Origin of the sequence: Allobosea robiniae (assembly GCF_900102525.1) — a bacterium.
GTDB classification, from domain to species: domain Bacteria; phylum Pseudomonadota; class Alphaproteobacteria; order Rhizobiales; family Beijerinckiaceae; genus Allobosea; species Allobosea robiniae.
Genome location: NZ_FNBZ01000009.1, coordinates 86,384 through 106,279 on the forward strand (window position 1 = coordinate 86,384; position 19,896 = coordinate 106,279).

The 19,896-nt window shown below is 66.7% G+C and carries 18 protein-coding genes and 2 pseudogenes; 6 read left to right on the forward strand and 14 right to left on the reverse strand.

Annotation, left to right across the window (positions count from 1 at the left end):
* Positions 1–7: 7 nt before the first annotated feature.
* Positions 8–463 carry a Fur family transcriptional regulator gene (locus tag BLQ70_RS22620; RefSeq protein ID WP_091861663.1) on the reverse strand — a complete coding sequence of 152 codons (456 nt, stop codon included), beginning with the start codon at positions 461–463 and terminating at the stop codon, positions 8–10.
* 156 nt (positions 464–619) lie between these two features.
* The gene (locus tag BLQ70_RS22625; protein WP_091861667.1) at positions 620–1,612 is read right to left on the reverse strand and encodes an LLM class flavin-dependent oxidoreductase; all 993 of its coding nucleotides are present in this window, start codon (positions 1,610–1,612) and stop codon (positions 620–622) included.
* A 174-nt stretch (positions 1,613–1,786) separates the two neighbouring features.
* On the opposite strand from BLQ70_RS22625, the gene BLQ70_RS22630 reads away from it, so the two are divergent.
* The gene (locus tag BLQ70_RS22630) at positions 1,787–1,993 is read left to right on the forward strand and encodes a hypothetical protein (protein WP_091861670.1); all 207 of its coding nucleotides are present in this window, start codon (positions 1,787–1,789) and stop codon (positions 1,991–1,993) included.
* A gap of 3 nt (positions 1,994–1,996) precedes the next feature.
* Here the strand turns inward: BLQ70_RS22630 and serA are convergent, their stop codons facing one another.
* The 6 genes and pseudogenes from serA to secA all read right to left on the reverse strand — a co-directional run.
* On the reverse strand, positions 1,997–3,256 hold the full coding sequence (gene serA / locus BLQ70_RS22635; RefSeq protein ID WP_061965883.1) for a phosphoglycerate dehydrogenase: 1,260 nt from the start codon (positions 3,254–3,256) through the stop codon (positions 1,997–1,999).
* 118 nt (positions 3,257–3,374) lie between these two features.
* A complete protein-coding gene (locus BLQ70_RS22640; RefSeq protein ID WP_061965881.1) occupies positions 3,375–3,821 on the reverse strand; it encodes an NfeD family protein in 447 nt (148 codons plus the stop codon).
* 12 nt (positions 3,822–3,833) lie between these two features.
* Positions 3,834–4,817, reverse strand: a complete 984-nt coding sequence (locus BLQ70_RS22645; protein WP_091861673.1) for an SPFH domain-containing protein — start codon at positions 4,815–4,817, stop codon at positions 3,834–3,836.
* A gap of 127 nt (positions 4,818–4,944) precedes the next feature.
* Positions 4,945–5,460 carry an invasion associated locus B family protein gene (locus BLQ70_RS22650; protein ID WP_061965877.1) on the reverse strand — a complete coding sequence of 172 codons (516 nt, stop codon included), beginning with the start codon at positions 5,458–5,460 and terminating at the stop codon, positions 4,945–4,947.
* Between the two features lie 236 nt (positions 5,461–5,696).
* A pseudogene (locus BLQ70_RS26275) lies at positions 5,697–5,864 on the reverse strand (SEC-C metal-binding domain-containing protein); the annotation flags it as partial.
* Positions 5,865–5,926: 62 nt separating this feature from the next.
* Positions 5,927–8,471, reverse strand: a pseudogene (gene secA, locus BLQ70_RS22655) (preprotein translocase subunit SecA); the annotation flags it as partial.
* A 361-nt stretch (positions 8,472–8,832) separates the two neighbouring features.
* Here secA and BLQ70_RS22660 point away from each other — a divergent pair.
* Entirely contained in the window at positions 8,833–9,690 is an 858-nt protein-coding gene (locus BLQ70_RS22660) for a peptidylprolyl isomerase (RefSeq protein WP_091861679.1), read from the forward strand.
* A gap of 45 nt (positions 9,691–9,735) precedes the next feature.
* Here the strand turns inward: BLQ70_RS22660 and BLQ70_RS22665 are convergent, their stop codons facing one another.
* The gene (locus BLQ70_RS22665) at positions 9,736–9,954 is read right to left on the reverse strand and encodes a hypothetical protein (protein WP_139163621.1); all 219 of its coding nucleotides are present in this window, start codon (positions 9,952–9,954) and stop codon (positions 9,736–9,738) included.
* A 116-nt stretch (positions 9,955–10,070) separates the two neighbouring features.
* On the opposite strand from BLQ70_RS22665, the gene argJ reads away from it, so the two are divergent.
* From argJ to mutT, 4 genes are read left to right on the forward strand one after another with little or no spacing between them, the layout of a single operon-like run.
* Positions 10,071–11,321, forward strand: a complete 1,251-nt coding sequence (gene argJ / locus BLQ70_RS22670; protein WP_091861685.1) for a bifunctional glutamate N-acetyltransferase/amino-acid acetyltransferase ArgJ — start codon at positions 10,071–10,073, stop codon at positions 11,319–11,321.
* On the forward strand, positions 11,302–12,231 hold the full coding sequence (locus BLQ70_RS22675) for a DMT family transporter (protein WP_170843503.1): 930 nt from the start codon (positions 11,302–11,304) through the stop codon (positions 12,229–12,231). The genes argJ and BLQ70_RS22675 overlap by 20 nt, the downstream gene beginning before the upstream one ends.
* A complete protein-coding gene (locus BLQ70_RS22680; protein ID WP_091861690.1) occupies positions 12,228–12,746 on the forward strand; it encodes a peptidase associated/transthyretin-like domain-containing protein in 519 nt (172 codons plus the stop codon). Before BLQ70_RS22675 ends, BLQ70_RS22680 begins: the two co-directional genes overlap by 4 nt.
* On the forward strand, positions 12,743–13,159 hold the full coding sequence (gene mutT, locus BLQ70_RS22685; RefSeq protein WP_061965863.1) for an 8-oxo-dGTP diphosphatase MutT: 417 nt from the start codon (positions 12,743–12,745) through the stop codon (positions 13,157–13,159). Before BLQ70_RS22680 ends, mutT begins: the two co-directional genes overlap by 4 nt.
* 3 nt (positions 13,160–13,162) lie before the next feature.
* On the opposite strand, the gene BLQ70_RS26055 is transcribed toward mutT, so the two are convergent.
* The 5 genes from BLQ70_RS26055 to BLQ70_RS22710 form a co-directional block, all read right to left on the reverse strand.
* Complete coding sequence (locus BLQ70_RS26055; protein ID WP_244512124.1) at positions 13,163–13,873, reverse strand: DUF930 domain-containing protein; 711 nt, start codon at positions 13,871–13,873, stop codon at positions 13,163–13,165.
* A gap of 99 nt (positions 13,874–13,972) precedes the next feature.
* Complete coding sequence (locus tag BLQ70_RS22695; RefSeq protein ID WP_091861693.1) at positions 13,973–15,175, reverse strand: winged helix-turn-helix domain-containing protein; 1,203 nt, start codon at positions 15,173–15,175, stop codon at positions 13,973–13,975.
* A 164-nt stretch (positions 15,176–15,339) separates the two neighbouring features.
* Entirely contained in the window at positions 15,340–15,864 is a 525-nt protein-coding gene (locus BLQ70_RS22700) for a CAP domain-containing protein (RefSeq protein WP_244512125.1), read from the reverse strand.
* Positions 15,865–15,868: 4 nt separating this feature from the next.
* Entirely contained in the window at positions 15,869–18,394 is a 2,526-nt protein-coding gene (locus BLQ70_RS22705) for a DUF3772 domain-containing protein (protein ID WP_139163622.1), read from the reverse strand.
* A gap of 287 nt (positions 18,395–18,681) precedes the next feature.
* Positions 18,682–19,776 carry an ROK family protein gene (locus tag BLQ70_RS22710; RefSeq protein ID WP_091861698.1) on the reverse strand — a complete coding sequence of 365 codons (1,095 nt, stop codon included), beginning with the start codon at positions 19,774–19,776 and terminating at the stop codon, positions 18,682–18,684.
* Positions 19,777–19,896 lie beyond the last annotated feature (120 nt).

Genomic DNA, 19,896 nt, shown 5'->3' on the forward strand with positions numbered 1-19,896 from the left:
CGACGGATCAAGAAGCCTTGCGGCCGCCTCGGCGTGCCGGCTGCTTCTTGCGTCCGTAGAGCTCCAGCCGATGGCGCACGAGCTCATAGCCGAGTTCGGCCGCGATCCGCCGCTGCAATTCCTCGATCGCATCCGAGGAGAACTCGATCACCTCGCCCGAATCGACATCGATCAGGTGGTCGTGATGCTCCTGGTCGGCATGTTCGTAGCGCGAGATGCCGTCCTCGAAGGCATGGCGCTCGATCGCGCCCTGCGATTCCAGCACCTTCATCGTCCGATAGACGGTCGAGAGCGACAGGGTCGGGTCATGCGCGAAAGCGCGGGTGAATATCCCCTTCGCATCGGGATGGTCGTCGGCTTCCGCCAGCACGCGCAGGATCAGCCGCCGCTGCTGCGTCATGCGCAGCCCGGCCCCCTTCAACTGGCTCTCGAAAACGGCAATGCGCCGGTCGGTTTCGGTCATGCCTTGCCATAGCAATGCCGACCGCCAATTGCAAAACCGACAAGAAGAAAATCATTCTCATTTGCATTAATCATGCAAATGAGTTTCAATAGTGATAAAGCCGTTTACGGCTGGCCGCTCGACCTTCCCGGGTGCAGCCGATGGACAGCAGCCCTCCTATCTCTTCAGGTCAGCCGCGATCTCCGCGACGAGCTCATAGGACCGCTTGCGCTTCTCGTGATCGAAGATCGGCGCCGTGATCATGATCTCATCGGCTCCAGTCTCGCGCACGAAGGCCCCGAGCGAACGCTTCAGCGTTTCCGGCGAGCCGATGAAGGCATAGCGCAGCATCCCGGAGACATGCGCCTTCTCGGCCGGCGACCAGTACTGCTCGATATCCTCGATCGGCGGCTGGAGCTTGCCGCGCGCGCCCCGGACCATGCCGACGAAGCGCTGCTGCAGCGAGGTCGCGAGATGACGTGCTTCCTCGTCCGTCTCCGCCGCCACGACATTGATGCCCGGCATCGCATGGGGCGTCGCTAGCTGCTCGGACGGCTTGAAACGCTCGCGATAGACGGCGAGCGCCTGCATCAGCGCATCCGGTGCGAAATGCGAGGCGAAGCTGTAGGGCAGCCCGAGCTCGGCAGCGAGCTGCGCCCCGAACAGGCTCGATCCGAGAATCCAGAGCGGGACCTCGAGCCCTTCGCCCGGCACGGCGCGGATCGCCTGGTTAGGCCCTGCCGGCGCGAACAGCGCCTGCAATTCGAGCACGTCCTGCGGGAAGCTGTCCGATGACATCGGGCTCCGACGCAGGGCCCTCAGCGTGAGCTGATCGGTGCCGGGCGCGCGGCCGAGACCAAGATCGATGCGCCCCGGAAACAGAGCCTCCAGCGTGCCGAACTGTTCGGCGATGACGAGCGGGGAATGGTTCGGCAGCATGATGCCGCCGGCGCCGACCCGGATCGTGCTGCTCGCGGCCGCGAGCTGGCCGATGACGACCGAGGTCGCGGCGCTGGCGATGCCGACCATGTTGTGGTGCTCGGCCACCCAGTAGCGGGTGTAGCCGAGCCGCTCGGCATGGCGGATCAGGTCGATGGATTTCTTCAGCGCCTCGCGCGGCCCCTCCCCTTCGACGACGGGAACGAGATCGAGGACGGAGATCGCGACCATGACGGCCCCTGCTGGCTGGCGCCGGAAGGAGGCCGGCGGGGAAGGCTTGGGCTTCACCAGATGGGAAGGCTGGGTCGCCCGGTCCAGAGGGCGGCCCGCTTCGTCATGGCGCGCCTGCGCTGACGTTCTGGCGGAACGGGCTCGGCCCTGCCGCGTTGATCGCAGGAACCAGCCATGCCGAAGGGAGCGACCATGACCGCCACCGCCAATCCTGCCAAGGAAAGCCTGCGCAAGGAGCAGAAGGAGCAGCGCCGGGCCGCGCGCGAGCACGGCAAGGACGCCGAGCTCAATCGCGCGCTGAAGGACACCTTCCCGGCCAGCGACCCCGTCGCGGCCCAGACGCCGATCAAGCCCGGCGCCAAGGCGAAGAAACCGGCCTGAGGCTCAATCGCGCTGGTGGAGCAGGCGGGCGCGAATCGTGCCGTCGAGCGCGCGGATATCCTTGAGGATGTCCCGCGCCACGGCGCTCGAGACGCCGTCCGCCTCCATTACGACATAGCCGACCTCGCCGTCGGTCTGGTAGTTCTGGGCGGCGATGTTGACCTGCCGGCTGGCGAAGACGTCGTTGAGCCGCCGCAGCATGCCCGGCACGTTGCGCTGGACATGGATGAAGCGCGTGCCGATGGCGCGGGCCGGCAACTGGACCTGCGGGAAATTGACCGCGCCCACCGTCGAGCCGACATCGGAATAATCGACGAGCTTGCGCGCAACCTCGGCGCCGATGCGCTCCTGCGCTTCCTCGGTCGAGCCGCCGATATGCGGGGTGAGGATCACGTTAGAGAGCCCCTGCAGCGGCGTGACGAAACGCTCGGCATTGGAAGCTGGCTCGACCGGAAAGACGTCTACCGCTGCGCCTGCCAGATGGCCGCTCTTCAGCGCCGCCGCGACCGCGTCCAGATCGACGACGGTGCCGCGCGAATTGTTGATGAGATAGGCGCCCTTCTTCATCTTGGCGACCTGCGCCGCGCCGATCATGCCCGCGGTCTGCGGCGTCTCCGGCACGTGCAGCGAGACGATGTCGGCCGCGCCGAGCAGGGCGTTCAGGCTCTTCGTCGGCTCGGTGTTGCCGTGCCGCAGCCGGTCGGTGTGATCATGATAGATCACACGCATGCCCATCGCCTCGGCCAGCGTCGAAAGCTGGCTGCCGATATTGCCGTAGCCGATGATGCCGAGCGTCTTGCCGCGCACCTCGAAGGAGCCGTTGGCCGACTTGTCCCAGCCGCCGTCATGGGCGGAGCGGGAGCGGTCGGGGATCCGGCGCAGCAGCATGACGATCTCGCCGATGGTGAGTTCGGCGACGCTGCGCGTGTTCGAGAAGGGCGCATTGAAGACCGGCACGCCGCGCAGCCGCGCTGCATCGAGATGGACCTGGTTCGTCCCCACCGAGAAGCAGCCGACGGCGAAGAGCCGGTCGGCCCCGGCGAAGATCTCCGGCGTGAGCTGGGTGCGCGAACGGATACCGAGGACGTGGACGCCCTGGATCGCCTTGAGCAGGCCCTCGCGGTCGAGCGCCTTCGGCAGCCGTTCCAGATTGCTGTAGCCGGCCTGCTGCAGCAGTTCGACGGCGGAATCGTTGATACCTTCCAGCAGCAGGACCTTGATGCGGTCCTTCGGAAGGGAAAGGCGTTCGCTGGGGCTGGTCATGACGGCGCGCTCTTGGAGGAGCGGTTGCTATAGTCCCCGCAGCGTCAGAGGCCAACGCCCTGGACGCAACGCTATCGCGAAAAACGTCGCGACGGATGCAAAAACCTCATGGCGCGCGTCAAGCCTTCTCGACGACGAGCGTCGAGCCCTCGACCCGCACCACCTTGATCTCGGTTCCCGCCAGCAATTCCGGACCGACGATCCGCCAGGACGAATCGCCGACACGCACCCGTCCCTCGCCGCCGGTCATCGTGGCCTCAAGCCGGAAAACCCGGCCGATCAACTGGCGGCCGCGGTCGTTGAGCCCGGTCGCCGCGTCCGGCTCCTCGCCCTTCCGACGCGTCAGCAGGCGCCCCGCGAGCACGCTTGCCGCGGCGAGCACGGCGAAGGCCAGCATCGCCGCCTGCCAGCCGATACCGAACAGTCCGACGATCACGCCGGTGAGAAGGGCGGCAAGACCCAGCCAGATCAGGAAGATGCCGGGCGCCAGCATCTCTCCGCCGACCAGCACGAGCCCGAGAATGGCCCAGCTCCAGCCGCCCAGATTCACGAACCAGTCGAGCATCGCAGCCTCCGGTCAGGCGCCCGGGCGGCCGGAGGGTGGCACCGAGCCGGCCCCACTACGGCGCTGCGCAGCCGCATCCTCGCCGAATACCGCCTTGGTGAGCTGTGCGATACCGCCGACCGTGCCGGCCAGCGAGGCGGCTTCGATCGGCACGATCACGACCTTGCTGTTAGGGCTCGACGCGATCGATTTCAGCGCGTCGGTATAGCGTTCGGCGATCAGGAAGTTGGCGGCCTGGATATCGCCGCGGCTGATCGCCTCCGAGACCATGGCGGTCGCGGTTGCCTCGGCCTGCGCCAGCCTTTCGCGCGCCTCGGCGTCGCGCAGCGCCGATTCCTTGCGGCCCTCGGCGGCGAGGATCTGCGACTGCTTCTGACCCTCGGCCTTGAGGATCTCGGCCTGACGCAGGCCTTCCGCTTCGAGGATCGCCGCCCGCTTCTCGCGCTCGGCCTTCATCTGCCGGTTCATCGCGCCGGCGATATCGGCCGGCGGCAGGATGTCCCGGATCTCGATGCGCGTGACCTTGACGCCCCAGGGCGAGGCGGCGGCATCCATCACCCGCAGCAGCCGCTCGTTGATCTCGTCGCGATGCGACAGCAACTGGTCGAGGTCCATCGAGCCGACGACGGTGCGGATATTGGTCATGGTCAGGACCATCAGCGCGTCGTTGAGCGACGACACCTCGTAGCAGGCCTTGGCGGCGTCGAGTACCTGGTAGAAGGCGGCCGCGTCGATGCGCACGCCGGCATTGTCCTTGGTGATCGCCTCCTGCGAGGGAATGTCGAGCACCTGCTCCATGACATTCACCTTGTGGCCGATGCGATCGATATAGGGCACGATCAGCCCGAGGCCCGCGCTCAGCGTCCGCGAATAGCGCCCGAAACGCTCGACGGTGTAGTTGTAGCCTTGCGGAACGGTGCGGACGCCGCGCGCGATCGTCAGGATGACCAGCGCCACGATGACGATCACGGCGATGTTGAAGCCCGACAGTTCCATCTCGTCCCCCAGCGACGCCGATGCGCCATCCTGCTATGCAGGCGTCAAACTGGCGGTTGCGGCGACTGGATGCAAGCCGCGCCGGCAACGGTGAGTCGCCCATGGCGCCTCACCGTCGAATTCGGCGTCAGCTCTGTGTCGCGTCGGTATCGCAGCGCGCCAGCATGCGCGAGGCCGCGGTCACGCCCGCGAGCGAGAAGGTATAGCTGGTGACGTTGCCGCGCAGCGAGCGCGCTTCGAGCGTCATGCTGCTTCCGCCCCGCATCGCCGCCAGCAGCGCCGGCTCGCGCTCCAGCCGTTCGAGCCAGGCATTGCTGCCCTCGGTCAGCATGCGGAAGCTGTCATCGCCGATCGTGACGGTGACCACCGAGTTCCGGGCGAAGTCGTAACCCGTCTGGAAGCTCGATTCCGTATCGGTAGCCTTTTCGCCGGTCTGCACGAAGAAGAAAACGTCGCCGTGACGCAAATTGGATGGCTCTTCGGACGAAGGCTTGCTCATGATGAAGCAGCGCGCCAGATCGCCCTTCGCGTAAGTGGCTGCGTTCCAGTCGCCGAACTGGCCCAAGGATTTCGGGCTCGCCGCCTCTACGCCCGTGCTCGCCAGAATGGCGAGGCAGGCGGCCGAAAGCGCTGTCTTGAACATGGTCTCATCTCCTCTCATCGCGACCCAATTGGAAAGAAGAGTGTTACCGAGGCGTAAACATGACCCTAACAATCCGTGCGTCGATCCGGCGCAGGACGATTGTCGTCCCGGGGCTTCGCGTAGCGAAGAAACCGGAATCTGCGACCGGGTGAGGCAATCGACGCCTCGTTGCGAACCCCAAAACGACGATGCCCGGCGCGGGGCCGGGCATCGGGAGGTATCAGGGCGGTAATGCCTCAGGCGAACTGGCCGTGGCAGTGCTTGAACTTCTTGCCCGAGCCGCAGGGACAGGGCTCGTTGCGGCCGACCTTGCCCCAGCTTTCGGGATCATCCGGGTTGCGGTCGAGCACTGCGACATCGGCATCCGTCGCGGCAAACTGCACGCCGCCGCCACTATAATCCCCGAAGCCCGAGCCGGCGCCGTCCTGCACCTGGCCCGGCGCCTGATCCTCGGGCTGGTCGAAACGCACCTCGATGCGCGAGAGATGGCCGGTGACCTGCTGGCGCAGATGCCCGATCAGCCCGTCGAACAGCTCGAAGGCCTCCTGCTTGTATTCCTGCAGCGGGTCGCGCTGGGCAAGGCCACGCCAGCCGATCACCTGGCGCAGATGATCGAGCGTGACCAGATGCTCACGCCAGAGATGGTCGAGCGACTGCAGCAGCACCTGCTTCTCGACATAGGTCATGACCTCTTCGGTGTTGCGCTCGATGCGGCCGGCATAATCCTCGTCGGCGAGCTTGCGGATGCGCTCGCGGATCTCGCTGTCGGCGATGCCCTCTTCCTTGGTCCAGTCCTCGATCGGGAGATCGAGGTTGAGGTGCTGGATCACCTCCTGCTTGAGGCCGGCGCTGTCCCACTGTTCGGGATAGGCCTCCTCCGGGATATGGCGGGCGACGACATCCTCGACGACGCCATGGCGCATGTCGTCGATCGTCTCGCGCACGCTCGCCTGGCGCATGAAGTCGCGACGCTGCTCGAACACGACCTTGCGCTGGTCGTTCATGACGTCGTCGTATTTCAGGATGTTCTTGCGGATGTCGAAGTTGCGCGCCTCGACCTTGCCCTGGGCCTTCTCGACCGCCTTGTTGATCCAGGGGTGGACGATCGCCTCGTCCTCCTTGAGGCCGAGCTTGGTCAGCATACCGTCCATCCGGTCGGAACCGAAGATGCGCATCAGGTCGTCCTGCAGCGACAGGAAGAACTTCGAGCGGCCGGGATCGCCCTGGCGGCCAGCGCGGCCGCGCAGCTGGTTGTCGATGCGCCGGCTCTCGTGGCGCTCGGTGCCGACGATGTAGAGTCCGCCCGACTTGAGCACGCGCTGCTTGAATTCGGCGACCTCGGCGCGGATGGCGGCGGCCTTCGCGTCGCGCTCCGAACCTTCCTCCAGGCCGGCGAGATCATGGGAGATCCGCATCTCGGCATTGCCGCCGAGCTGGATGTCGGTGCCGCGGCCGGCCATGTTGGTGGCGATGGTGATCGCGCCGGGCACGCCGGCCTGTGCGACGATATAGGCTTCCTGCTCGTGGAAGCGGGCGTTCAGCACGGCGAAGGCCTTGACCGTCTTGCCTTCGCGAGCCGCGGCATAGACCGGCTCCAGTGCCGTCGGATCGGTGAAGTCGAGAAGCTTGTAGCCCTCCTTCTCCAGCATCTCGGCGATGAGCTCCGAGCGCTCGATCGAGGTCGTGCCGACCAGCAGCGGCTGGCCGTTGGCCTGCGCGGCCTGGATCTCGCGGATGACGCCGCGCACCTTCTCCTCGAAGGTGCGGTAGACCTCGTCGTCCTCGTCCTTGCGGGAGATCGGGACGTTGGTCGGGATCTCGACAACCTCGAGCTTGTAGATCTGGAAGAATTCGTCGGCCTCGGTCGCCGCCGTGCCGGTCATGCCGGCGAGCTTGGCGTAGAGGCGGAAATAGTTCTGGAAGGTGATCGAGGCCAGCGTCGCGTTCTCGGGCTGGACGGTGACGTGCTCCTTGGCTTCCAGCGCCTGGTGCAGGCCTTCCGAGTAGCGTCGGCCCGGCATCATGCGGCCGGTGAACTCGTCGATGATCACGACCTCGTCGTTGCGGACGATATAGTCCTTGTCGCGCGTGAACAGCGAATGGGCGCGCAACGCCTGGTTGACGTGATGGACCAGCGTGACGTTATGCGCGTCGTAGAGATCGCCCTCGGTCAGGATGCCGACCTCGCGCAGCAGCTCCTCGATATGATCGTTGCCGGCCTCGGTCAGCGCCACCGTGCGCTGCTTCTCGTCGACCTCGTAATCGGCCGGGACGAGACTCGGCAGAACCTTGTCGATCGAGACGTAGAGGTCCGACTTGTCGTCGAGCGGGCCGGAGATGATCAGCGGCGTGCGGGCTTCGTCGACCAGGATCGAATCGACCTCGTCGACGATCGCGAAATGGTGGCCGCGCTGGCTCATCTGCGCGACGTCGTATTTCATGTTGTCGCGCAGGTAGTCGAAGCCGAACTCGTTGTTCGTGCCGTAGGTGATGTCGCAGGCATAGGCGCGCTGGCGCTCCTCGTCATCGAGGCCGTGCACGATGATGCCGACGGTCAGGCCGAGGAAGTTGTAGAGCTTCGCCATCCACTCGGCATCGCGCCGGGCGAGGTAGTCGTTGACGGTGACGACGTGGACGCCCTTGCCTTCGAGCGCGTTGAGATAGGTCGGCAGCGTCGCGACCAGCGTCTTGCCTTCGCCGGTCTTCATCTCGGCGATGGCGCCCTCGTGCAGCACCATGCCGCCGACGAGCTGGACGTCGTAGGGCCGCTGGCCGAGCACGCGCTTGGCCGCCTCGCGCACCGTGGCGAAGGCGGGCACCAGCAGATCGTCGAGCTTCTTGCCGGCGGCGATCTGCTGTTTGAACTCCTCGGTACGCGCCTTGAGCGCCTCGTCGCTCAGCGCGGCGACCTCAGTCTCGAGCGCGTTGATCGCGGCGACGCGGGGCTGGTAGCCCTTGACGCGGCGGTCGTTCGACGAGCCGAAGAGTTTCTTTGCGAGCGCGCCAAGCATGTTGGGCCTTTCAGATGATGCTTCAAGCTTCCGCTCGGCGCGTAGCGTTGTCGCGCGCGAACCGAAAGCTCGGGTATTCTCGAATTGCGACCGCGTGTTTAGACGCGAGCGCGGGCAGGGTCCAGCGTGCGTTTCGTCCTATTGGCAGCGAAACGGCAAGTGAATTCGGCTCCGGATGTGGGGTTTTTTCGCTCCGCTTCCAAGAGCCCGCACCTCAGATCACCCGCCGCTGCGGCATCGGGGGCAGCGCAAAGCTACGTGAGCGGCCGGCGCAATCGCTTGAACCGCCTTGCCTTTGCCGCGTTCATCGGGCAGTGCAGCCGCCAAAGCGTCTCGGGTTTCCGACGAAAGGCCGTCATTCATGAACTCAGCCCGTTTCATCGCCGTCCTCGGCTTCACGCTGCTGGCGGCACCGGCCTTCGCCCAGGCGGACAAGGTCGTCGCCAAGGTCGATGGCATCGCGATCACCGAGAAGGACGTCCAGCTCGCCACCGAGGATCTCGGCGAGCGCCTCGCCCAGCTCCCCGAGGAGCGCAAGCGCGACGAGGTCGTGAACTATCTCGTCGACCTCAAGCTCGGCGCCAGGGCCGCGGCCGAGGCCAAGATCGGCGATACCCCCGATTTCGCCGCCCGCCTCGCCTATTACCGCGAGAAGGTGCTGCTCGACGAGTATCTGACGCGCGAAGGCAAGAAGGCCGTCACGGCCGATGCCGCGAAGAAGCTCTTCGACGACACCACCAAGGCCATGACCCCCGAGGAGGAGGCCCATGCCCGCCACATCCTGGTCGAGGACGAGGCGCAGGCCAAGGCTGCGGTCGAGCGGCTGAAGAAGGGCGAGGATTTCGCCAAGGTCGCGGCCGAGCTTTCCAAGGATCCCGGCTCCGGCAAGGAGGGCGGCGATCTCGGCTGGTTCACCAAGGATCGCATGGTGCCGGAATTCGCCGAAGCCGCCTTCAAGCTGAAGAAGGGCGAGATTTCCGAGCCGGTGAAGAGCCAGTTCGGCTGGCACGTCATCAAGCTCGAGGACAAGCGCTCCAAGCCGCTGCCGGATTTCGCCGCCGTGAAGCCGCAGATCGACCAGTATCTCGAGCGCAAGGCCCAGCAGGATCTCGTCCTCGCCATGCGCGAGAAGGCCAAGGTCGAGCGCCTCGACAAGCCGGCGGCGCCGGCGCCCCCTGCTCCGGACGCCGCCAAGCCGGCCGAGCCGAAGAAGAACTGATTTGCCCATGCCGGCCGCTACGCGGCCGGCATGGTCTTTAAGCATTCAGCCGCATTTGATGCCGCATTTGACGACGGGCCTGCCATCTGGCCCGATTTCGACCCAGCATTGCCAGGTGCACCCCTTCGGCAGAACGTCCTTGTTCTCTTTGCCGAGAACGCCGACGGCGTGGCCGATGGCTTCTTCCAGTTTCTTCTGTGCTCGTGCGATCTCGGGCGTCAGCAAAGTATCCGACATGTCGCCTCCCCTAAGCATGCCTTTCATGCAACTTAAAGTTGCAGCATTAATAAGAAGGTTGCAACTGCTATTTGATTCGCCTGCCGCTCTTGTTTTCTGACGATCTCTACGGCAGATCAGCCTCCTCATTTGGAGGAAGCCCGATGGCCGGCAAGGATGTCCCCGTTTCCCCGCTCGCGCCGAAGCGCCAGCCCAAGGTTCCAGCCGTGCCGGGCGTGCGCTTCGCCACCGCCGAGGCCGGCATCCGCTACAAGGGTCGCCAGGACGTCTGGTTCGCGCTGCTCGACCAGGGCACGCAGGTCGCCGGCGTCTTCACCCGCTCGAAATGCCCCTCCGCCCCGGTCGACTGGTGCCGCGAGAACCTGAAACAGGGCTCGGCACGCGCCGTCGTCGTCAATTCCGGCAATGCCAACGCCTTCACCGGGTTGAAAGGCCGTGATGCCGTCAAGCTCACCGCCGAGATCGCCGCCAAGGCCGCCGGCTGCAAGCCTGAAGAAGTCTTCATCGCCTCCACCGGCGTGATCGGCGAGCCGCTCGACGCGACCAAATTCAAGGGCGTGCTCGACGACTGCGCCAAACGCGCCACTGATGGCCCCTGGATCGACGCCGCCCGCGCGATCATGACCACCGACACCTTCCCGAAGGCGCTGACCCGCAAGGCCAGGATCGACGGCAAGGACGTGGTCATCGCCGGCATCGCCAAGGGCGCCGGGATGATCGCGCCGGACATGGCGACGATGCTCTCCTTTGTCTTCACCGACGCGCCGATCGCCGCACCCGTGCTGCAGGCGCTGCTCTCCAAGGGCGTGAAGGGCTCGTTCAACGCGGTCACCGTCGACAGCGATACCTCGACATCGGACACGCTGATGCTGTTCGCCACCGGCAAGGCGGCCGCGCGCGGCGTGCCGGTGATCACCGAGATCAACGACGCCAGGCTCTCCGGCTTCAAGCGCGCGCTGAATTCGATCCTGCTCGAACTCTCCCATCTCGTCTGCAAGGACGGTGAAGGCGCGCGGAAATTCGTCGAGGTGCGCGTCACCGGCGCGACGTCCGCCCGCTCGGCCAAGCGCGTCGCGCTCTCGATCGCCAATTCGCCGCTGGTCAAGACCGCCATCGCCGGCGAGGACGCCAATTGGGGCCGCGTCGTCATGGCCGTCGGCAAGGCCGGCGAACCGGCCGACCGCGACAGGCTCGATATCGGCTTCGGCGATATCGTCGTGGCCAGGCAGGGGGCGCGTGCTGCTTCTTATGATGAGCACGCGGTATCCGAGTATATGAAGGGCGACAATATCGTCATCACCGCCGATCTCGGCATCGGGCGCGGCAAGGCCACGGTCTGGACCTGCGACCTCACCAAGGCCTATGTCGAGATCAATGGCGACTACCGCTCCTGAGGCTGCGCCGGCTCAGGAGCCCGGGCGCGGCTTCATCGCCTTCAACCTGCTGACCTGCTCCCTGCTGTGGGGGTCGAGCTATCTGTTCATCAAGCTGATGAGCGGGGACGTCTCGGCTCTCACCATCGCAGCCAGCCGCGGCATCCTCGGCGCGGTCTCGCTGTCGCTCTGGAGCCTGTGGCGCGGGCGCAATCCGCTGCCGCGCAAGGCGGAGATCCTGCCCTGGATCTTCCTCGGCACCACCAATGGCTGGCTCCCGAACGTGCTGGTCGCCTATGCGCTGACGCAGCTCGCCAGCGGTCCGGCAGCGATGATCCAGGCGGCAGGGCCTCTCGTCGTCGCGCTCATCGCTCATTTCGCCTTCTCGGAGGAGAGGCTGAGCCGGCGTCGGCTCGGCGGCATCCTGCTCGGCATGGCCGGCGTCGCTCTGCTGATCGGGCCGCGCCTGTTCGAGGGCGGCGGTACCGCGCTCAGCGTCTTGGCGATGATCGGGGCGACGCTGAGCTATGCATCCGCCAACATCTATGTCCGGACGGTTCCCTCCGCCACCGGTGACCCGGCCCGGCTGGCGCTGGGCCAGCAGATGCTCTCCGGCATGATCGCGACGACGCTGACGCTCGCGATCCTTGGGCCGGCTGCCTTTCTGCCGCTCGGCAACCACCTGCCGGCGATGCTGATGCTCGGGGTCGTCGCCACGGCCATTCCGGTGACGGTGTTCATGCGGCTGATCCGGGCCGCGGGCCCGACCCGGGCGGCGATGACCGGCTATCTCGTCCCGACCGTGGCGGTGATCCTCGGCGTCGTCGTGCTGCACGAGGCGCTGGAGTTGCGGCAGGTCCTCGGCGGCGGCATCATCCTGGCCGGCGTCTTCCTCGTCACGACGGCGCCACGCAGGGTGGGGACGTCATGAAGATCGGGACTTTCGCGGCGGCCGCCCTGGCCGGCGCCGTCATGGCAGGCTGCCAGGCCACGCGCCAGCCGGCGACGATGGCCTTTTCGGCAGAGGAAGCGGCCTTCATCAACAAGCCGGGCAACGGCGTCGTCACCGGCCACGCCTTCCGCACCAAGCCGAGCGGGGCGGTGGTCAATGCGGCCGGCGAAGTCGTCCGCCTGATCCCGGCCACGGCTTTCACGCGCGAGCGCTTCGCCAATCTCTACGGCAAGCGGAAATACATCCCTCATAGCGCCTATCCGCGCGACGACGAGGTCGACCCGGCCTATGCGCGGTACACCCGCACGACCAAGGCGGAGTCCAACGGCCGCTTCGTCTTCGAGAAGGTCGCGCCGGGAACCTATTTCCTCACCACGCAGGTGATCTGGGGAGACGAGGCCGCCTTTTCGCGCGAGGGCGGCTCGGTCTATGACAGCGTCACGCTGACGGGCAAGGAAACCGAGCCCGTCCAGGTCATCCTCTCCGGCAACTGAGTTCTCCTGTGAAGCTGCTCCTCGTCGTCGCCTGCGCCCTGATCGATGCCGATAACCGTGTGCTCGTCACCCAGCGGCCCGAAGGCAAGGCGCTGGCGGGCCTGTGGGAGTTTCCCGGCGGCAAGCTCGAGCCCGGCGAGCGGCCGGAACCGGCCCTGATCCGCGAGCTCTCCGAGGAACTCGGCATCACCGTGAAGGAGAACTGCCTCGCACCGCTGACCTTCGCGAGCTATGCCTATCCCGAATTTCATCTGCTGATGCCGCTCTATATCTGCCGGCGCTGGGAGGGTACGGCCATGTCCCGCGAAGGCCAGGCGCTGAAATGGGTCCGCCCCGGCAAGTTGCGCGATCTGGCCATGCCGCCGGCCGACGAGCCATTGATCCCGCCGCTGATCGACCTGCTCGGCGCCTGAAACTCAATGCACGGCCGGCAGGCCGAGCGCCTCCCAGCTTTCCCTTGGGATCGGCTCGCCGACATGGAAGGCGAAGGCGGTGACGCGCTTCAGGTCGGCCGAGACGGTGCAGGCGAAGCGCAGGCCGTACCAGCTCCGCTTGCTGCGAAAGGCCGCGCCCTCCGCCGTCAGGACCCGGCCTGAGAGCTTCGTGCTCGCCTGCGCATAGGCGGTGACGCGATCCGGCTCGAAGCTGCGCTGCCAGTCATGGATCTGGCCCATCGCTTCCAGGCCGCAGAGCTGTTCGACGCGCTCGTCCGGCGCGAGCCGCGGCAGCAGCGCGACGGTCTCGCGGCTGCGCGGATCGGCCAGAACCCGCTGCGACAGCATGCGCGGCGGATGGATCATGCCATCTGCTTCGACCGGAGCAGGCGAGGCACTTGGAGCAGACAAGGCATTTGGAGCAGGCTCATCCGGCTTCGGGAGAGCGTCCGGCAGCACCGGTGCTGCCGGGGCGGGAATGGCAACGATCGGCGGCCGCCTGGGTCGGGTCAGCGCTTCGAACTCCTCGGGAGTCTGCAACTCGACCTCGATGCTTTGCTCGGTGACCGGCGCCAGATCGAAGCTCTGAACCGCGAAAGCAGCCAGCCACGCGAGGAGCCCCGCATGCAGGATCACGGCGACCGGCAGGCCGGGAGCGGGCATCGAGGGCCGTGCCGGGAGCGCGACCTCCATGGCTCAGACCGCGGCCCTGTCGCGGGCAGCCGCCGCCGATCGCGCTATCCTCGTCATCCGGCCTTGTGCCCCTGCTCCCTTGTCGGGCAACAGCGACGATCAAGCCGGCATTTTTGTGATCTCGGGCAATGGCTCGGCCACGGCCTCGTTCTGCCCGAGCTGGAAGCGCTCGAAACGCTGCAGTTCCTCCTCGATCGCCGTCTTCAGTGCGGACGCCTCGCAGCCTTCGAGCCAGGTCCATTGCTGCATCAGGAGCTTGCCGGCGGCCCGGTCGGTCTTCAGATCGAGCACCGCGACGACCCGTTCCCCCGCCAGGACCGGCAGGCCGAAATAGCCATAGGCGCGCTTCTCCTTCGGCAGATAGGCCTCGAAGACATGGGCATAGTCGAGCAGGAGCTTCGCCCGCTTGCGCTGGATCATCAGCGGATCGAAGGGCGAGAGGATATGGATCAGCGTTTCGTCCGGCGCAGCAAGCGGTTCCAGCGCGGCCGGAGAGGCCCAGTGCTGCGTCTTGCCGGCACCTTCCACGGCGACCGGAACGAGGTCCCGGCGCTTGACGCGGGCGGCGATCAGTTCGGCCACGGCCTTCTTCGAGGGCGCGTCGAGATGGCAGATCGAATCGAGGCTGACCAGCCCCTGCGCCCGGAGCGCCCGGTCGAGCAGATAGGCTGTGATCTGCCGCTCGCTCGCCGGGGTCGGTTTCTTCTCCCACTGGAAATGCCGATCGAACAGTTCATAGGTCTTGACCATGCCGGCGCGCGCCGAAATCGCGAGCTCGCCATCGTAGAAGGCCCGTTCCAGCAGCCCCTTGGACGGCTTCTTGCTGGCCCAGAGATGCGCCTTCTCGATCAGGTCCTCCTCGATGTCGCGGATCGACAACGCGCCGTCCTTGCGGATGCGGCGGAGCAGCTTGCGCGTCTCCTCACGGGCGCCGACCGCCGACCAGCGCTTCGGCTCCTCGCGATGCGCCTTCATCGCCGGCAGGAAATAACGGATGTCACGGGTGGGCACGTAGGCCAGCGCATGCGTCCAGTACTCGAAGACGCTCTTCCCGACTGATTGCAGATGGGCGAGGTCGGCCCGGCGATAGGCGGGGAGGCGGGCATAGAGGATATGATGGTGGCAGCGCTCGATCACGTTGATCGTGTCGATCTGGACATAGCCGAGATGCTCGATCGCGGCGCACGCGGCGTCCGGCCCGGCCCCGAAAGGGTCGCGCCGGTCGAGCCGCTGGGCATGAAGCCAGAGGCGGCGGGCCTGTTCGACGGAAAGGGAGGTCGGCTTGCGGGATCGCGGAGGCATGGGAAGCAGGCTAGCCGCACCCGCACCATTCGGTAAGGCCCCGAGGGCTTCGCAGCTGACAGCCACTGGCGGGAGCGTCGCGGATGAAGCTGCGGGCTTGATACGCGCTCGGTCCATAGGCTTGCTGCTCAGGCAAAGGCGGACGCCACCAGAGCTGCTGCCGGCTATGGCGCGACGATCAGCGCCCAGTAGACCTGATATTTCGAGCCCGGCGCATAGGCCGTGGCGATGCCCATGCGCTTGGCCTTCGCGTCCTTCATGACGCGATCATGCTGGGGCGAATCGCGCCAGCCCGAGAAGGCCTCGGCGAGACGGCGGTAGCCGGCCGAGAGATTGGCTTCGGCGCCGGCCTGGCCTTCCCGCGCGAGGCGCGCCTTGACCGCATCGGCCTGGGCCGGCTTGTCCGATCCGGCCATCACGGTCGCTTCGCGCTGGGCGGCCTCGACGAGGGCCGGGTCGAGCGTCAGCGCGCCGAGGCCCGCATTGAGGCGGTAGGCCGAGATCATCGCCCGCGCCTGCTCGGTATCGACACGGGCCGAGGCCGAGCCGAGATCGCGATAGAAGGCCGGCTGGCCCTGGCGCTGCGGCTCGGCACAGCCGGCCACGCCGAGGAGAGCAAGCGCGCCGGCAAGCGCCGCCGGGCAGGTCATCGCGCGCGAAGCCGCGATGTGGCGCAGAAAGCTGGGCATCCGATCATTCCTTGCTGTCGTCCTTGGCGGGCTCGGGCGCGGGAGCAGGCGTGGCAGCCTCGGCCTCCTCGTCCTCGGGCTCCTCCGCCACTACCGGCTTGCGCGAGCGGCGTACCGGAGCGGGCGCTTCCCGTTTCGCGCGGCTGCGCGGACCATCTCCCCGGCCGACCGCCGCGGCGATGCTGCCAAGCGAGTGCTCGACGCCCTCGAGACCGCGCACCATCAATTCGGGCACGGAGGCGGCCGGCTCCATCTCGGCAAGGCGCTTGTGGATCGCGAAGTTCAGGTCGCTGTTGACCCGGCCGGTGATCTCGACATCGCCGACCACGCAGACGAGCTCGAAATCCATCGTCGTGGTGCCCAACTTCTTGAACATCACGGCCGGCGGCGGCTTCTGCATGACATCGCCATGGTTCGACGCAACCTCGGACAGCATCGCCCGCACCTGGCCGGCATCCAGCGAGCGCGGCACGGTGAGCGCGATCAGCACGCGCCCGGTCCGGTCGTTGCGGACGCGGTTGCGCACCACGCCGGAGATCAGGTTCGAGTTCGGGACGATCACGGTCGCCCGGTCGAAGGTCGCGATCTCCGTCGAGCGGACATTGATGCGCTTGACGATGCCCTCGACGTCGCCGACCAGCACCTGATCGCCGACCCGGATCGGCCGCTCCCAGAGCAGGATCAGGCCCGAAACGAAATTCGACACCACCGATTGCAGGCCGAAACCGATACCGACCGAAAGCGCCGACGCCACCAGCGTCAAGCGCTCCAGACTGAGGCCGACAGCCGTGACGGTGATCGCCGCAGCCGCGATATAGCCGATATAGCCGGACGCCGTGGTGATCGAGTTGCGCAGGCCCGGATCGAGCGTGGTCGTCGGCAGGAACTGGTTCTCGAGCCAGCGCTGCATCGCCCGCGTCGCACCGATGCCCATCGCGAAGACGATCGCGCCGACGACGATCGTCGAAAGCGAGACCGTGACGCCGCCGACCTGGAAGCCGAAGAAGGCGGCGCGCAACGAAACGAGGAAATCGCTCGATTCCAACCCCCAGGGCGCCAGGACGAGCAGCACCGTCACCGCGATCAGCAGCAGCTTCAGCACGCCGACGCTGACGACCGAGATCTTGTCGAGCGTGGCGGCGCGCAGGCCCATGCCCGCCTTCAGCGTCAGGGCGAAGCGGCCCTTGCCGCTGAGCAGGCGCGGAATGCCGAGGTCGATGAACTGGAAGACCAGCAGGAACAGGCAGGCGACGATGCCGACCCAGAGCGCCTGCTCGGCCAGGAAGGCGGCGAAGATGACATAGCCGCCGAGTGCCGCCGCGATGATGCCGAAGCCGATGATCCAGCCGAGAATGCGTACCGGCCCCAGACTCGCGCCATCGACCGGGACGTAAGGACCGAGGCAGGCTTCCTGCTCGACGTCGTCATCGTCGCGAATCCGGTAGAGCCCGGCAATCAGGGCGAGCGCGAACAGGATGGCGAAGAACGCCTTGACGATGATCGAGACGGCCAGACCGGCGGCGATGGCCTGCAGCCAGGCCTCGAAGACCTTGCCGATGGACATGACGGCCGCAAGCGAACCGGCGATCCAGACGACGCTGCGCGCCGTCGTATCCATCACCTTGACGAGGCGCCGCTGCGGGCTGGACGGTGCGAACAGCGCATCGGCCAGCGCCTGCACGAAGGCGAAGAAGGCCAGGCCCACGACGACGGCCCAGATCACCGGCTGGATGCGGGGCGGCAAAAGCCCGGTCGTGTTCAGGGCCTTGTAGATCAGCCAGCTCGCCAGCACCGGGGGCGCCGCGCCGGCGATGATATGAGCGAGCGCGATATAGAGGCAGTGCAGGTTGCCGGTGTCCTGCGTGTTGCTGAAGCGCGCCTTGAAGCGCGGCAGATAGCGCGCCCGCGCCAGATAGAGCAGGAGAGCGCCCATCAGGGCGAGCGCGACCACGGTGCCGCGCGTGCCGGAAAAGGCATCGCTCACGCCCTCCAGCCAGCCGCCGAAGATATAGCCGGAGGCGCGCAGGTCTTCCGGCGCCGTCGCGATCGCGTTGCCCCAGACCTCGGGGTTCGCCACGGAAGGGCCGGCGGCGAACAGCTGCTTTGCGAAGATGTCCCGGCGCTTGTCGCCGATGCTGCTCTGCAATTGCTCGGCCTGGAGCAGCGAGGCCCTGGCGATCTTCAGCGTCTCGTCGGCGTCGGCATAGGCCTTGGCGCGCGCCTCGCGGTCCCGGACGATCTCGGCGCTCTCGGCCGGCGCACTCGCCTCCGGCTTGGGGCCGAGCTGGTCGAGCCTGAGCTTGGCCTGGTCGACCTTCGGCGTCTGCTCGTCGACGATCAGGCGCAGCTGGTCGAGCGAGGGTTGCAGCCGCAGACGCTGCCGCTGCAATTCGGCGTCGCTCGGATCGGGCGAGGCCAGCGTCGCCTCGATCTGGGCGAGATCCGCGCGAACGATGTCCAGCCGGGCGCGAAGGCTGCCCGGCTCCGCCGGCGCCTGCGCGAAGGACGGGCCCGCCACAGAGAGCGTCAAGACCAGAAGAACGAGGCAAGCCGTCAGCAGGCCTTGCAGACCCCTGAACGATGCGTGCGCCCTATGCGCTGCCATGGTGGTGAGGCCCTGTCCGGCCGAATGATTCGGCTCCGACTCGACCCTCGGCACAGCCATGCGCGCAAGGCAAGATGAAGAGCGGAATTCGACCGGCACGAAGGACTTCCGAGCTTGCGGATGGAACGGGGTGGGGAGACGGACCCCGCCGCCTCTTCGCCGCAAAACACGACCTGAAGATGGCGAAAGCAGCGCTTTTGTCGGCTTGCCCGTTAGTCGCGTCCCTTGCCCTTCGCCTTGACACGATTGTGGTAGCTCGCATTGCCGAGGCCGGTGCCGATCGTCAGCACGGCCCAGTTCTCGACATCCTGCATCGCCGGCATCTCGCTCAGGCCCTGGATCACCGCGTCGTTGTGCATGACGACCTCGGTCTCATGCTCGCCGATCTCCGGAACAAGCGCGCGGATGCTGTCGACGAGATTGAAGCGGCTGCTTTCCCAGTTGCCGGGCAGGTTCTGCGCACCGCGATCGATCGCGCCGTCCGGCTGGATCAGGCCGGGGCAGCCGACGCCGATGAACGGTGCGACCCGCAACCCCTCCTTCTCGGCGTTGCCGATCTGCTCGCGCAGCATCTCGCCCAGCCGCTCGATCGCCTCGTCGCGGCTCGGTTCCTCCTCGGCATGGCGCCAGAGATCCGATTTCCAGACCCGCGCCTTGCTCAGGTCGGGCGCCTTCTTCTGCCTGAGCTCGACGATCCCCGCGCGGATGTTCGAACCGCCGATATCGACGGCGACGAGGCTGTCATAGGCCTCGAATATCCATTTCGGCGCGAGATGGGCGCTGCCGACCAGTCCGGCCTCGTCGGGATGATGGCTGACCGGGACGAGATCGAGATCGCGTCCGTCGGTCCGCAGGATGATGGCGGCACGCGCGATGGCGAGCTCGCCGACGCGGCTCTCGCGGAAACCTCCGCCCACAACGATGCGCTCGATATCCGCCCAGCTCTTCAGCCGCGCGAAGCGGCGAATGACAAAGGCGAGCGACTGGGCAAAGCCTTCGACGGCACTGAGCACCAGTGCAGCCTCTCTCGCATCGCCCTCCTTGATCAGGGCGTCGAGTTCCTTCTTGCTGATGTCGGCCGTCTTGCCCTCGAGCGGATCGTCGCCGTTGCGCTTGAGATGACTGCGCAGCGCGTCGAGATGCTCGATGAAGGCGCCGCGGCTCGCCTTGTCGCCGACGAAGCCGTCATCGTCGCGCACCTCCAGATTATAGCTGGTGACCACCACCGAAGGCAGCTCGCTCGCGCCATGCGGCCCTGTTGCGGCCTTGGCCGCATTGCGTGACGTCTCGGCGGTCGCCGTGGCCATGTCCTTCCCCCCTCGGTCGATGCGGATCAGCGGAGGCAACCCGCCGGAGCCTGCCCGGGTTCCGCCGGCGGGGCGATGCGCCGCATGCAGCCCGCCTGCGCGCAGCGGGCTCGCCCCGGC